The sequence below is a fragment of the Micromonospora costi genome (assembly GCF_003626655.1).
Classification (GTDB): Bacteria; Actinomycetota; Actinomycetes; order Mycobacteriales; family Micromonosporaceae; genus Micromonospora; species Micromonospora costi.
In genome coordinates this window covers 1,759,747-1,772,839 of record NZ_RBAN01000001.1, presented here as the reverse complement: position 1 = coordinate 1,772,839, position 13,093 = coordinate 1,759,747, and the positions used below count along the sequence as shown (strand labels likewise).

13 protein-coding genes and 1 tRNA gene are annotated in these 13,093 nt (G+C 72.9%); 11 read left to right on the top strand and 3 right to left on the bottom strand.

Annotation, left to right across the window (positions count from 1 at the left end; genetic code table 11):
• Positions 1-17: 17 nt before the first annotated feature.
• Positions 18-1,265 (bottom strand): hypothetical protein, encoded by a 1,248-nt coding sequence (locus D7193_RS08005; protein ID WP_120779343.1) that lies wholly within the window; start codon positions 1,263-1,265, stop codon positions 18-20.
• 120 nt (positions 1,266-1,385) lie between these two features.
• Between D7193_RS08005 and D7193_RS08000 the strand changes: the two genes are divergently transcribed.
• From D7193_RS08000 to D7193_RS07970, 7 genes are all read left to right on the top strand, one after another.
• Positions 1,386-2,294, top strand: a complete 909-nt coding sequence (locus D7193_RS08000; RefSeq protein ID WP_120778644.1) for a TatD family hydrolase — start codon at positions 1,386-1,388, stop codon at positions 2,292-2,294.
• A gap of 58 nt (positions 2,295-2,352) precedes the next feature.
• The gene (gene rsmA, locus D7193_RS07995) at positions 2,353-3,222 is read left to right on the top strand and encodes a 16S rRNA (adenine(1518)-N(6)/adenine(1519)-N(6))-dimethyltransferase RsmA (RefSeq protein ID WP_120778643.1); all 870 of its coding nucleotides are present in this window, start codon (positions 2,353-2,355) and stop codon (positions 3,220-3,222) included.
• A 9-nt stretch (positions 3,223-3,231) separates the two neighbouring features.
• Positions 3,232-3,384, top strand: a complete 153-nt coding sequence (locus D7193_RS07990) for a hypothetical protein (protein WP_187356245.1) — start codon at positions 3,232-3,234, stop codon at positions 3,382-3,384.
• Positions 3,381-4,331 carry a 4-(cytidine 5'-diphospho)-2-C-methyl-D-erythritol kinase gene (locus tag D7193_RS07985; RefSeq protein WP_120778642.1) on the top strand — a complete coding sequence of 317 codons (951 nt, stop codon included), beginning with the start codon at positions 3,381-3,383 and terminating at the stop codon, positions 4,329-4,331. The genes D7193_RS07990 and D7193_RS07985 overlap by 4 nt, the downstream gene beginning before the upstream one ends.
• A 143-nt stretch (positions 4,332-4,474) precedes the next feature.
• Positions 4,475-6,280 carry an ABC-F family ATP-binding cassette domain-containing protein gene (locus tag D7193_RS07980; protein WP_120778641.1) on the top strand — a complete coding sequence of 602 codons (1,806 nt, stop codon included), beginning with the start codon at positions 4,475-4,477 and terminating at the stop codon, positions 6,278-6,280.
• A gap of 128 nt (positions 6,281-6,408) precedes the next feature.
• Positions 6,409-6,864: a DUF4383 domain-containing protein gene (locus tag D7193_RS07975; protein ID WP_120778640.1), complete on the top strand. Its 456-nt coding sequence runs from the start codon at positions 6,409-6,411 to the stop codon at positions 6,862-6,864.
• Positions 6,865-7,062: 198 nt separating this feature from the next.
• A complete protein-coding gene (locus D7193_RS07970; RefSeq protein ID WP_120778639.1) occupies positions 7,063-7,536 on the top strand; it encodes a DUF4383 domain-containing protein in 474 nt (157 codons plus the stop codon).
• 19 nt (positions 7,537-7,555) lie between these two features.
• On the opposite strand, the gene D7193_RS07965 is transcribed toward D7193_RS07970, so the two are convergent.
• Positions 7,556-8,245: a TetR/AcrR family transcriptional regulator gene (locus tag D7193_RS07965; protein ID WP_120778638.1), complete on the bottom strand. Its 690-nt coding sequence runs from the start codon at positions 8,243-8,245 to the stop codon at positions 7,556-7,558.
• Between the two features lie 227 nt (positions 8,246-8,472).
• A complete protein-coding gene (locus D7193_RS07960; RefSeq protein ID WP_120778637.1) occupies positions 8,473-9,429 on the bottom strand; it encodes an acyl-CoA desaturase in 957 nt (318 codons plus the stop codon).
• A gap of 152 nt (positions 9,430-9,581) precedes the next feature.
• Between D7193_RS07960 and D7193_RS07955 the strand changes: the two genes are divergently transcribed.
• The 4 genes from D7193_RS07955 to D7193_RS07940 all read left to right on the top strand — a co-directional run bounded on the left by D7193_RS07955 (position 9,582) and on the right by D7193_RS07940 (position 12,925).
• Positions 9,582-10,163, top strand: a complete 582-nt coding sequence (locus D7193_RS07955; RefSeq protein WP_120778636.1) for a hypothetical protein — start codon at positions 9,582-9,584, stop codon at positions 10,161-10,163.
• Between the two features lie 14 nt (positions 10,164-10,177).
• Positions 10,178-10,249: transfer RNA gene (locus D7193_RS07950), tRNA-Gln, on the top strand.
• 102 nt (positions 10,250-10,351) lie between these two features.
• Entirely contained in the window at positions 10,352-11,887 is a 1,536-nt protein-coding gene (gene glmU / locus D7193_RS07945; RefSeq protein ID WP_120778635.1) for a bifunctional UDP-N-acetylglucosamine diphosphorylase/glucosamine-1-phosphate N-acetyltransferase GlmU, read from the top strand.
• Positions 11,888-11,944: 57 nt separating this feature from the next.
• The gene (locus D7193_RS07940; RefSeq protein WP_120778634.1) at positions 11,945-12,925 is read left to right on the top strand and encodes a ribose-phosphate diphosphokinase; all 981 of its coding nucleotides are present in this window, start codon (positions 11,945-11,947) and stop codon (positions 12,923-12,925) included.
• Positions 12,926-13,093: the final 168 nt, after the last annotated feature.

The window sequence follows — 13,093 nt, the reverse complement described above, 5'->3', positions numbered from 1 at the left end:
CCGCGGCCCGCCGCCGCTCAGAGGGCGTACGGGAGGTGCACCACCTGGTCGTCCGTGACCTCCGCGCCCGGCGCCCACGTCTCGTAGACGCCCCGGTCGTGGCACTGCGCCCCGGTGACGGCCACGGTGTCCGGATCCGGCCGGCGCAGCCGCAGCCGCAACCAGCCCGCCTCCTCCCGCAGCACCAGGCACGGCACTCCCCGCCAGGTGGCGACGCGCAGCCGTCGGGCCGCCGCCTCGACCGGGTACCGGGCGGCCCGGGTCATGGCCAGCACCCGGAACCCGCCCGGCAGGTCACCGACCGCCTCGTACTCGCTCCCGCGGTACGCGCCCACCAGCTGCGTGGAGCGGGGCGCGTCCCCGGTCGGGACGTACTCCTGGTCGGGGGACAGTCCCGGCACCGCCGCGAGCAGGTGTCGCCACTGCGGGCCCACCATGCGCAGCCAGCCCCGCTGCTCGGCCTGGTAGGTGTAGAGCACCACCTCGACCCCCTCGGCCGGGTACGCGAGCAGGGTCGCGTTCGCCGGCATCGGCAGGTCGGCGAAGTCGCGGGTGACGAACTCCGGGATGAGCTGCCCGTTGCTCGGCACGAAGCCGGTACCGAGCACCGGCGGTCCCACGCGGTCCCGGGGCGACAGCGCGGCCAACCCGCGGAACGCCTCGCCCACGGGCACGTCGTAGTCGCCCGGATCGGCGGCCCGCCAGCGCAGCGCGTACGCCACGTCCGGGCCGTCGTGCCCCACCTCGCCGTCGGTGCGCAGCACGGTCAAGGCGGCCGGCGTACGCAGGTGCGCCACGTCGTGTTCCCGGTAGCAGAAGCCGTGTGGCAGCCAGCCGCGCACGTAGCCGGAGAGCTGCCGCGCGGACAGCACCTTCACCATGCGGGTGCCCCGCCGGATCACCGCCGAGTTGCGCACCGCGGTCAGCATCGGGTCGCCGGCCGAGTCCGGCCGCTGGCTGATCTGCTGCGCGTACGCCCAGCCCCGCTCGCGGTGCGCCGGGATCATGAGCGGCGCCTCCGGCTCCTCGGCCGGCTCGGACGCCCCGTACACCGCCGTGACCTCGGTGGCGTGCACGAACCGCCGCCACGGCAGGGCCGAGCCGGGCCGGGGGGACCATTCGAAACCGGGCACCTCGTCGGCGCTGAACACCTCGTACGCGGCGCCCCGCGCGATCTCCTCCGCCGGGTAGACGCCCCCGTCGAACGCCACCCGGAGCCCGGCCCGAACGCCCGCGTCCCCGCCGGCCCGAGGGGTGACACCCAGGGCGTCACCTTGCTGCCACGGCCGCTCGCTCACGCCGCGACCGTAGAGTCGCACTCGGTAATCGAGGTGAACAGCAGGTGGCGGGCGGGTGGACCAGGCCCGTGTGTGATCCTTTGGTGGATGACCGAGCCAACCGAACAGCCGACGGACCAGACCGAATCGCGTCGCGCCCGTGCCGCCCGCCGGGCCGGCGAGTTCCCGCCCGCGCCGGAACCGCTGCCCCGGCCGGTGCTCGACAGCCACACCCACCTCGACATCACGGTCAGCGAGGCCGGCGTGCCGGGCGGCGGTCCCGCCGACGACCCGGTCGCCGTTGCCGTCGAGGTCGCCGCCCGCGTCGGGGTCGACCGTCTGGTGCAGGTGGGCGTGGACGTCCCCTCATCCCGGTGGGGGGTGGAGACCGCCGCGCGGTACCCGGCCGTGGTGGCCACCGTGGCGCTGCACCCGAACGACGCTCCCCGCCTTCCCGACCTCGACGAGGCGCTGCGGGAGATCGAGGCGCTCGCCGCCCACGACCGGGTACGCGGCATCGGCGAGACCGGCATGGACTTCTTCCGCACCGGTGACGAGGGCCGCGCCGCGCAGGAGGAGAGCTTCCGGGCGCACATCGCCATCGCCAAGCGGTACGGCAAGGCGCTGGTCATCCACGACCGCGACGCGCACGCCGACGTGCTGCGCATCCTCGACGACGAGGGCGCGCCGGACACGGTGGTGCTGCACTGCTTCTCCGGCGACGCCGAGTTCGCCGCCGAGTGCGTACGGCGGGGATACCTGCTCAGCTTCGCGGGCACGGTGACCTTCGCCAGCGCGCAGCCGCTCCGGGAGGCCGCCGCGCTGACGCCGCTCGACCAGATCCTCGTGGAGACCGACGCCCCGTACCTCACCCCGACCCCGCACCGGGGGCGGCCCAACGCGTCGTACCTCATTCCCCTGACCGTCCGGTCGCTCGCCGACACCACGGGCGCCGACCTCGACGAGCTCTGCGCGGCCATCTCCGCCACCGGCGACCGCGTCTTCGGCCCGTGGTGACCCCGCCGCCCCCGGGGTGCGCGCCGGGCTCCTCCGTCTCCTGCCTACGCTGCACCGTATGACCGGTCTCCTCGGCCCGGCGGAGATCCGCGAGCTGGCCGCCCGCCTGGGCGTGGCCCCCACGAAGAAGCTCGGGCAGAACTTCGTGCACGACCCGAACACGGTGCGGCGGATCGTCACGACGGCCGGGCTCGCCCCGGACGACGTGGCCCTGGAGGTAGGCCCCGGGCTCGGCTCGCTCACCCTGGCCCTGCTGCCGGTGGCCGCGCACGTGCACGCCGTCGAGATCGACCCGGTGCTGGCCGCCGCGCTGCCGGACACCGCCGCCCGCCATGCCGGCCCGGACGCCGCCCGGCTCACCGTGCACCGCGCGGACGCGCTGCGCATCACCGCCGCCGACCTCGCCGACCCGGCGCCCACGGCGCTCGTGGCGAACCTGCCGTACAACGTGGCGGTGCCGGTCGTCCTGCACCTGCTGGCCGAGCTGCCCGGTCTGCGGCACGGTCTCGTGATGGTGCAGAAGGAGGTCGCCGACCGGCTCGTCGCCGGTCCCGGCTCCAAGGTGTACGGCATCCCCTCGGTCAAGCTCGCCTGGTACGCCCGTTCCCGGGCCGCCGGCCGCGTACCCCCGAACGTCTTCTGGCCGGTGCCGAACGTCGACTCCGGCCTGGTCGCCTTCACCCGGCGGGAACCGCCCCGGGCCGACGTGGCCCGGGAACGGGTCTTCGCGGTGGTCGACGCCGCGTTCGCCCAGCGGCGCAAGACGCTGCGCGCCGCCCTCGCCGGCTGGGCCGGCGGCGCGGACCGGGCCGCCGCCGCGCTCACCGCGGCGGGCGTGGACCCCGGAGCGCGGGGCGAGTCGCTCACCGTCGACCAGTTCGCCGCCATCGCCGCGTCGGCTCCGGCCGCCGCACCCGCCGGGCAGTAGGCTGGCGCCGTGCCCGCCGACGCCGGCGTCCGGCACCCGCCGCACCTGTACGCGTACGACCTGGTCGACGGCCGGTACGAGCCGGTCGCCGACTCCGCCGAGGAGCTGATCGTGGACAAGCCGTTCGACATTCGCCCGCGCCTGCGAGACACCGCACCGTGACCGAGGCCTGGCGACCGGACGGCGACGACGAGCGGCGCGGTGCCAGCGGGCCCGTGAAGGTCCGTGTGCCCGCGAAGGTCAACCTGCACCTCGGGGTGGGGCCGCTGCGGCGCGACGGCTACCACGAGCTGAACACCGTCTACCACGCCATCTCCATCCACGACGAGCTGACCGCCCGCCGCGGTGACACGCTCACGCTGACGATGGAGGGCGAAGGCGCCGGCGAGCTGGCCCTGGACGACTCCAACCTCGTGATCCGGGCGGCCCACGCCCTCGCCGGGTACGCGGGCGTCCTCCCGTACGCGCGCCTGCACCTGCGCAAGCAGATCCCGCTCGCCGGCGGGCTGGCCGGCGGCAGCGCCGACGCGGCCGCCACGCTGGTCGCCTGCGACGCGCTCTGGGGCACCGGGCTGTCCCGCGACGAGCTGGCCGGCATCGCCGCCGACCTCGGCTCCGACGTGCCGTTCCTCATCCACGGCGGCACCGCGCTGGGCACCGGGCGCGGCGAGGCCGTGAGCCCCGTCCTGGCCCGCCCCACCTCCTGGCACTGGGTGGTCGGCATCGCCGAGGGAGGCCTGTCCACCCCGGCCGCCTACCGCGAGCTGGACCGGCTCCGCGAGGCCGGCACCGCCGGCCCGCCCCTGGGCAGCACCGACGGGCTGCTCGCCGCGCTGCGCCAGCGGGACCCCCGGGTGCTCGCCGCAGCCCTCGGCAACGACCTCCAGGACGCCGCCCTCGCCATGCGCCCGGCGCTCGCCGACACCCTGAAGGCGGGGGAGGCGGCCGGCGCGCTCGCCGGCATCGTCTCCGGCTCCGGGCCCACCTGCGTCTTCCTGGCCGCCGACCAGGCGCACGCCGGCCGGATCGCCGCCGACCTGTCCGCCGCCGGGGTGTGCCGCGAGGTGCGGGTCGCGCACGGCCCGGTGGCCGGCGCGCGAATCGTCTGACGCCGCCGGGCGGGCCGCGTTTCCGGACCGCCCCACAGTGCCCGGCAGCGGGGACGCGTGGATCGCGGGGCGTCCGCGTACGCTGGAAGCCAGGCGTCCCGTGCCCGCCGGCACCGGGACGCCTTGATCATGGAAGGTAGGTCGTGGCCAACATCGTCAACCTGGACCGCGTGTCCAAGGGCTACGGCGCCGCGGGGCAGCTGCTCACGGACGTCTCGCTCGGCCTCGACGACGCCGACCGGATCGGCGTGGTCGGCCTCAACGGCGCCGGCAAGTCCACGCTGCTGCGGATGCTCACCCGCACCGAGGCCCCGGACGACGGGAGAGTCACCCACCGCCGCGACCTGCGGGTCGCCTGGCTGCCGCAGAACCTCACCCTCGCCCCGGACGCGACCGTGCGCGACGTGGTGCTCGGCACCGAATGGCTCGACGAGAGCATGGGCGCCGAGCACGAGTGGGCCGGCGACGCCGGCGTCCGCGCCATCCTCGACGGCCTTGGCATGCCCCACCTCGGCCTCGACCAGCCGGTCGGCCCCATGTCCGGCGGCGAACGCCGCCGCGTGGCGCTCGCCGCGCTGCTCGTCCGCGACTCCGACCTGCTGATCCTCGACGAGCCCACCAACCACCTCGACGTGGGCGGCGTCGACTGGCTGGCCCGGCACCTCCTCGGCCGCAAGGGCGCCCTCGTCGTGGTCACCCACGACCGGTGGTTCCTCGACGCCGTCTGCACCACCACCTGGGAGGTCGGGGACCAGACCGTCCGGGCGTACGACGGCGGCTTCGCCGCCTGGACCCTCGCCCGGGCCGAGCGGGAACGGGTCGCCGCGGCCGTCGAGGCCCGCCGGCAGAACCTGCTCCGCAAGGAGATCGCGTGGCTGCGCCGGGGCCCGCCCGCCCGGACCTCCAAGCCGCGCTTCCGGATCGAGGCGGCCAACGCGCTGATCGCCGACGTCCCGCCGGCGCGCGACACCATGTCGCTGCAGCGGCTCGCCACGGCCCGGCTCGGCAAGCAGGTGTACGACCTGGAGGACGTCACCCTGCACGCCGGCCCCAAGGAGATCCTGCACGGCGTCACCTGGCAGGTCGGCCCCGGCGACCGGATCGCCATCCTCGGCGCCAACGGCGCCGGCAAGACCACCCTGCTGCGGATGCTGGCCGGCGTCACCCGGCCCGACGGCGGCCAGTTCGTCACCGGCTCCACCGTCCGGCCCGCGTTCCTCTCCCAGGAACTCGCCGAACTCCCCGGGCACCTGCGTGTGCTGGAGGCCGTCGAGGAGGTGGCCCGGCGCGTGCAGTTCGGCGACCGGGAGATCTCCGCCGCGCAGCTCGCCGAGATCTTCGGCTTCGACGACCGCCGGCTCTGGACGCCGGTCAGCGACCTGTCCGGCGGCGAGCGCCGCCGGCTGCAGATGCTCCGGCTGCTCGCCGCCGAGCCGAACGTGCTGCTCTTCGACGAGCCCACCAACGACCTCGACACCGACACCCTCGCCGCGCTGGAGGACCTGCTCGACTCCTGGCCGGGCACGCTGGTCGTGGCCAGCCACGACCGCTACCTCATCGAGCGGGTCACCGACGTCGCGTACGGGATGTTCGGCGACGGCCGGCTGGTGCACCTGCCCGGCGGGGTCGACGAGTACCTGGCCCGCGCCGCGAACCGACCCGGGTCGGCGAGCACGGAGGCCGTGCCGGCCGCCACACCCGAGGCGCCGGCCCGCACCGGTCTCTCCGCCGCCGAGGTGCGGCAGGCCCGCAAGGAACTCACCCGGCTGGAACGGCAGATCGGCAAGCTGGAGCAACGCGAGGCCGCCCTGCTGGACGAGCTGGCCGCGAACGCCACCGACTACGCCACCGTCGCCGAGCTGGACGGCAAGCTCAAGGACGTGCGGGCCGAGCGTGAGCGCACCGAGGAGACCTGGCTGACCCTGGCCGAGCAGCTGCCCGCGGACTGACGGCTCGTCCCCCTCCGGGGCCCGGCCAGCCGCCGCCGCCCCAGGTGGGGGCCCCGTGTGCGGCGTCACAACCCGACGTGCGGGAGAATCATCGGCGACCTCACCCGAACGGCGTTGGAGACTCAGACATGGCCCACACCCCCGTCAACCACCCCGCGCGGCCGATCTACCGGGCGATCGGCGGGCTGACCGGTCTGTACCTGGTGGTCTTCGGTGTGCTCGGCGTCATCACGAGCGCCGGCAACGAGTTCTTCGCCCAGGACGACACCCGGGTCCTCGGTCAGGGCACGAACCTCGGCTTCTCGCTGGTCAGCATCCTGCTCGGCATCGTGGTGCTCGCCGGCACGGCGCTCGGCCGCAACATCGACGTGATGATCAACCAGTGGCTGGCGTACGTCGTGATGGCCGTCAGCCTCGCCGGGCTCGCCTTCATCCGGACCGACGCGAACATCTTCAACTTCAACGTGGTCACCGTCATCGTGCTCATGGTGGCCGGGCTGGTCCTGCTGATGGTCGGCATGTACGGCAAGGTCGGCTCGGACGAGGAGAAGGAGGCGTGGCAGAAGGCCCGCCTCGTCCTCTGACCCTCTGGTTCCTCCGGACAGTCCTGCTCCCGCCCCGCCCGGCCCGTCGGCCAGGTGGGGCGGGACAGTTTTTCCCCCGCTCGGCCGGTTCGGCGAGGCAGTTCTGTCTCCCGGCGCTGTGGCCGTTTCGCGGACGTGGCGTCGCGTGGCGCGCGACAATCCTCCGGAACCGGGCAACTCGGGCGGAGGAGAGGCATCATGGCGCACTTTCCGGTCAACCATCCGGCGCGGCCGATCTACCGCGTCCTCTCCGGAATCATCGGGCTCTACATCTTCGTCTTCGGCGTCTGGGGAGTCGTCCAGACCGCCGGAGAGCCGCTCTTCGGCCGCGGCAGCCACTGGGTGCTCGGGCTCCGCACCAACCTCGCGTTCTCGCTGGCGTCGGTGATCTTCGGCGCGTTCCTGCTCGTCGGTGCCTCACGCCGCACCAACCTCGGCCACTACATGAACCTGACCGCCGGCATCGTCTTCCTCGTCACCAGCATCCTCATGATGTCGCTGCTGCAGACCGAGGGGAACTTCCTGAACTTCTCGATGTCCACGGTGATCGTGTCCATGATCTTCGGCCTCGTCCTGCTCGGCACCGGCCTCTACGACAAGATCGGCACACCGGAACACGCCGAGCAGGAACGGCAGCGCCGCAACCACCCCGTCTCGGAGGCGCACCGCTGACCCCGGCGCGCGACCCCCGTCAGCGGCCGCGGGCCCGGATCAGTGTCGGCTTCGCCTCCAGGTGCGACAGCCCGTTCCAGGCGAGGTTCACGAGGTGCGCCGCCACCGTCTCCTTACGCGGCTTGCGGACCTCCAGCCACCAGCGCCCCGTCAACGCCACCATGCCCACCAGCGCCTGCGAGTAGAGCTCCGCCAGCTTCGGGTCGTACCCCCGGCTCTTGTACTCCGCGCCCAGGATGTGCTCGACCTGGTGGGCGACGTCGTTGAGCACGCTGCTGAAGTTGCCCGTGGCCGACATCAGCGGCGACTCCCGCACCAGCACCCGGAACCCGCTGGTCTCCTCCTCGATGTAACCCAGCAGGGCCATCGCGGCCTGCTCGAGCAGCTCCCGAGGATGGCCGGCGGTCAACGCGGTGGTGATCCGATCCAGCAGAGCCCGGACCTCACGGTCCACCACCACCGCGTAGAGGCCCTCCTTGCCGCCGAAGTGCTCGTACACCACCGGCTTGGAGACCTTCGCCCGCGCCGCCACCTCCTCGATCGAGGTGGCGTCGAAACCGCGCTCGGCGAAGAGCTGCCGGCCGATCGAGATCAGCTGCTCCCGGCGCTGCGCCGCCGACATGCGCACCCGCGACGACGGCTTCGCGCCGCTGGCGGGCACCGCCCGACGCCGATCGCCGCCGCCGTCGTTACCTGGGACATCCGCCATCTCGTCACCTCGCCGGCGCTCGGTGACGCCCTGCCGTGGGATGGTGCCTCCGCTGTGCCCGTTCACCCCGCCGCCTCACTGGCGTACGGCCGGAAGGCGCACACGCGCCCGCCGACCGTACCCGCCTCGGACCCGGCCCCCCTGTCGTCGGGCCCTGCGGCACGCCCCCCGCCTCGTCCGGTCACCTGGCCATACTGCCAGGTAACCGTCGGGACCATCGCCCGCATTTACCGCCCCGCGGGCGACACCAGCTTCGCGGCGAGCCGCTCCGGCTTCGGCCAGCGCACGTCGTACGCCCCGCCGATCTTCTCGAAGAACCAGATCACCCGGGCCGAGATGTCCACCTGGCCGCGCAGGACGCCGTGCCGCGCGCAGGTCGGGTCGGCGTGGTGCAGGTTGTGCCAGCTCTCGCCGAAGGAGAGGATCGCCAGCGGCCAGAAGTTGGCCGCCCGGTCACCCTGGCGCATCGCGAACGGGCGCTCGCCGTACACGTGGCAGACCGAGTTGATGGCCCAGGTGACGTGGTGCAGCAGCGCGACGCGGACCAGGCCACCCCAGAAGAGCGCGGTCAGCGCGCCCTGCCAGGACCAGGTCAGCAGGCCGCCCATGAGGGCCGGACCGAGCAGCGAGATCGTCACCAGCAGCGGGAAGAGCTTGTCGACCCGGTTGATGTCGCGGTCGGCGACCAGATCCGGGGCGAACCGCTCCCGGTTCGACATCTCCCGGTTGAACATCCAGCCGACGTGCGCGTGGAACATGCCCCGGGTCAGACCCCAGACGCTCTCACCGAACCGCCATGGGGAGTGCGGGTCGCCCTCCACGTCGGAGAACGCGTGGTGCCGGCGGTGGTCGGCGACCCACTGGATGATTTCGCCCTGCACTGCCAGGGAACCGGAGACCGCGAGCCCCGTGCGCAGCCAGCGCCGGGCCTTGAACGAGCCGTGGGTGAAGTAGCGGTGGTAGCCCACCGTGACACCGAGCCCCGAGATCACGTACCAGAAGGCGGCGATGCCCACGTCGGTCCAGCTCAACCAGCCACCCCAGGCAACCGGCACCGCGGCGATCAGGGCCGCGAACGGAATCACCACGAACGCCCAGAGGGCGATGAGGATGGCGGGCGACTGGGTGCCCTGGGTCAGTGGTTTCGGTCCGGAAGCCTTGGGTTCGAGCAGAGCGGTCGACATGGCACCTCGCAGCAGGGGTAGAAGAGATCAACGAAGCTACGCCTACGTCACCGTAACTTACGGGACCGTAGATCGCACGGGGAAGTTCGCGAATCCTCCTCGTCGTACCGCCGTCCTAACGCCGACCCGTCACCGATCCCGAGGCCGATCCCATGGCCGCTGAGGTGCGCCGACTCCGCGCCGTCGACGGGCTCTCCGTACGCGAGATCCGGGCCCGCACCGGCCTGGGCCGAAACCGCGTCTACGCCGCCCGTGCCCGGCAGCACGCGGAGGCGGCCAGGGCGGTCGGGCCGCTCAACGACCGGGACCTGTTGCTGCTCGGCGCGGCCGTCTACTGGCGCGAGGGTGCCAAGTCGAAGCCGTGGCGGCGCGACGACCATGTGCAGTTCATCAACAGTGACCCCGGCCTGCTCGCGCCCTTCCTGAGCTTCCTGGAGACCTGCGGCGTCGATCGCTCGGTCCCGACGTACCGGGTCAGCATCCACGAGACCGCCGACGCGGCCGCGGCGACCAGCTGGTGGGCCCAGCGGCTCGCCCTGCCGCCCGACCGGTTCCGCCGGCCCACCCTCAAGAGGCACAACCCGGTCACCGTCCGGCGCAACACCGGCGCCGACTATCGCGGATGTCTTGTGATCAACGTGCCGCGCAGTCGCGAGCTCTACTGGCGGATCGAAGGTATGATCGCCGAGCTGTTCCAGAAAGTAGGCGGCGCGGGCCCTGGAGTCGGACCGTAACGCTTGACATTCATTGGGGTGTGGGGTAACGGCAACCCGCAGGCCTTTGGAGCCTTGAGCTCCTGGTTCGAATCCAGGCACCCCAGCTCACACGGCTTTGTTGGCATTCGCCATGGCCGTGCCAATCGCCGGTCGATGTCTGGTTAGCATGGCCGCGAAAGTGTTGCCGTCCCGACGGGAGCCACGTCGTGTCCCAGCCCCACCTCCGCACCGTTGTCGTGCTCGCCGCCGGTGAGGGCAAGCGGATGAAGTCGGCGCTGCCGAAGGTGCTGCACCCGCTGCTCGGCCGTACGCTGCTCGGTCACGTGCTCAGCGCCGCCGCGCCCCTGAACGCCGACCGCACCGTCGTGGTGGTCGGCCACGGCGCCGACCAGGTCCGCGCGCACCTCGCCGAGATCGCCCCGGACGCCGTCCCGGTGCTCCAGGCCGAGCAGCTCGGCACCGGCCACGCGGTGCGGATCGCGCTGGAGGCGGTCCCCGACGCCACGGGCACCGTCGTCGTCATCAACGGGGACGTGCCGCTGCTGCGCCCGGAGACGGTGAGCGCGCTCGTGCACGCGCACGAGGAGGCCGGCGCGGCCGCGACCGTGCTCGCCGCCGAGGTGCCCGACCCGACCGGCCTGGGCCGGATCGTGCGGGCCGCCGACGGCCGGCTGGAGCAGATCGTCGAGGAGCGGGACGCCACGCCGGCGCAGCGCGCGATCCGGGAGATCAACGCCGGCAGCTACGCGTTCGACGTGGCCCGCCTGCGGGACGCGCTGGGCAAGCTCTCCACGGACAACGACCAGGGCGAGGAGTACCTGACCGACGTCTTCGGCCTGCTCGGCTCCGCGGGCGAGCCGGTGACGGTGCACGTCGCGCCCGACCACGTGGAGACGCTGGGCTGCAACGACCGGGTCGAGCTGGCGGCGCTGCGCCGCCTGCTGCGGGACCGGATCAACGAGGGCTGGATGCGCACCGGCGTGAGCATCCTCGACCCGGACACCACCTGGATCGACGTTACGGTGGCGCTGGACCGGGACGCGGTGGTCGACCAGAACACCCAGTTGCGGGGCGCCACGGTGGTGGGCTCGAACGCGGTGGTCGGGCCGGACGTCACGCTGATCGACACGGTGGTGGGCGAGGGCGCGACCGTGCTGCGCAGCCACGCGGTGGGCGCCGAGGTCGGCGCGGGCGCCAGCGTCGGCCCGTACGCGTACCTGCGCCCGGACGCGCGGCTGGCCGAGAAGTCCAAGGTCGGCACGTTCGTCGAGGTGAAGAACTCCGAGGTCGGCCCGGGCGCCAAGGTGCCGCACCTGTCGTACGTGGGTGACGCGACGATCGGGGCGAAGGCGAACATCGGCGCCGCGACGATCTTCGTGAACTACGACGGTGTGAACAAGAACCGCACGGTCGTGGGCGAGGGGGCGTTCGTCGGCTGCGACACGGTCCTGATCGCGCCGGTCGAGGTGGGCGCCGGGGCGTACGTGGCGGCGGGCAGCGCCATCAGCCAGGACGTGCCGCCGGGCGCGTTGGGTGTGGCCCGCGCGCCGCAGCGCGCCATCGAGGGCTGGGTGGCCCGCAAGCGGCCCGGGACGGTGTCGGCGGAGGCGGCCGAGCGGGCGGTGCGGGCGGCGGAGGGTGCGACCGCCGGCGCCGGGGCGGCAAGTGAAGGTGAGGCAATCCACGGGGATGCCGAGGCGGTGGGCGGGGAATCCGCTGCGGGAGATACTGCAACCGACTAGTCCCCGGCCCACCACCACCGAGCCGGGCATCACCGACCAACGGGAGCAGACGGGCCCATGGGCAGCATCGTCGCCGAAAACCGTAAGAGCCTGATGCTCTTCACCGGACGTGGTTTTCCGGAGTTGGCCAAGGAGATCGGCGAGGTGCTCGGCGTTGCGCCGACGCCGGCCGACGCGTACGAGTTCGCCAACGGTGAGATCTTCGTACGCTTCAAGGATTCGGTGCGTGGTTCGGACGCCTTCGTGGTGCAGTCCGTCACGCACGGCGTGAACACGTGGGTCATGGAGACCCTCATCATGATCGACGCGCTGAAGCGCGGTTCGGCCAAGCGGATCACGGTCGTCCTGCCGTTCTATCCGTACTCCCGGCAGGACAAGAAGCACCGCGGCCGGGAGCCGATCTCAGCGCGGCTGATCGCGGACCTGCTGAAGACGGCCGGTGCGAACCGGATCCTGACCGTGGATCTGCACACCGCGCAGATCCAGGGCTTCTTCGACGGGCCGGTGGATCACCTGTTCGCCATGGACGTGCTGGCCGAGTACGTGGAGCGGCGGTACGCGGGCCGGCCCATGACGGTGGTGGCACCGGACTCGGGCCGGGTGCGGGTCGCCGAGCGCTGGACGGACCGGCTGGGCGGCTGCCCGCTGGCGTTCATCCACAAGACCCGCGACCCGTTGAAGCCGAACCAGGTGGTGGCAAACCGGGTGGTCGGCGATGTGGAGGGCCGGGTCTGCCTGATCGTGGACGACATGATCGACACGGGGGGCACGATCTGCCGGGCGGCGGACATCCTCAAGGAGTCGGGTGCGGCCGACGTGATCGTCGCGTCGACCCACGCGCTGCTGAGCGACCCGGCGACGGAGCGGCTGAAGAACAGCTCGATCAGCGAGGTCGTGGTCACGAACACGCTTCCGCTGCCGCCGGAGAAGCAGCTCGACAAGATCACGGTGCTGTCGATCGCCCCGCTGCTCGCCCGGGCGATCCGCGAGGTGTTCGACGACGGTTCGGTGACGACCCTCTTCGGTGGTCTGAGCTGACCCTGCCGCGCCTCGCGGCGGTCGCCGCGAGGCGCGGTCCGCGGGGCGTCCGGCGGGCCTTCTGGAGGCTCCCGGGCCGGTAGGTGGGGACTGGCGGAAGGCGGGGAATCGGCTCGGGTAGACTGGTGCGGTTGCCACGGCGAGGGTGCCCGGCGGGCCGCTGACGAA

Excerpts from the sequence above, each read along its gene's own strand:
- D7193_RS08000 (WP_120778644.1), top strand. The coding sequence starts at position 1,386 with ATGACCGAGCCAACCGAACAGCCGACGGACCAGACCGAATCGCGTCGC.
- rsmA (WP_120778643.1), top strand. The coding sequence starts at position 2,353 with ATGACCGGTCTCCTCGGCCCGGCGGAGATCCGCGAGCTGGCCGCCCGC.
- D7193_RS07975 (WP_120778640.1), top strand. The coding sequence starts at position 6,409 with ATGGCCCACACCCCCGTCAACCACCCCGCGCGGCCGATCTACCGGGCG.
- D7193_RS07970 (WP_120778639.1), top strand. The coding sequence starts at position 7,063 with ATGGCGCACTTTCCGGTCAACCATCCGGCGCGGCCGATCTACCGCGTC.
- D7193_RS07965 (WP_120778638.1), bottom strand. The coding sequence starts at position 8,245 with ATGGCGGATGTCCCAGGTAACGACGGCGGCGGCGATCGGCGTCGGGCG.
- D7193_RS07960 (WP_120778637.1), bottom strand. The coding sequence starts at position 9,429 with ATGTCGACCGCTCTGCTCGAACCCAAGGCTTCCGGACCGAAACCACTG.
- D7193_RS07955 (WP_120778636.1), top strand. The coding sequence starts at position 9,582 with ATGGCCGCTGAGGTGCGCCGACTCCGCGCCGTCGACGGGCTCTCCGTA.
- D7193_RS07940 (WP_120778634.1), top strand. The coding sequence starts at position 11,945 with ATGGGCAGCATCGTCGCCGAAAACCGTAAGAGCCTGATGCTCTTCACC.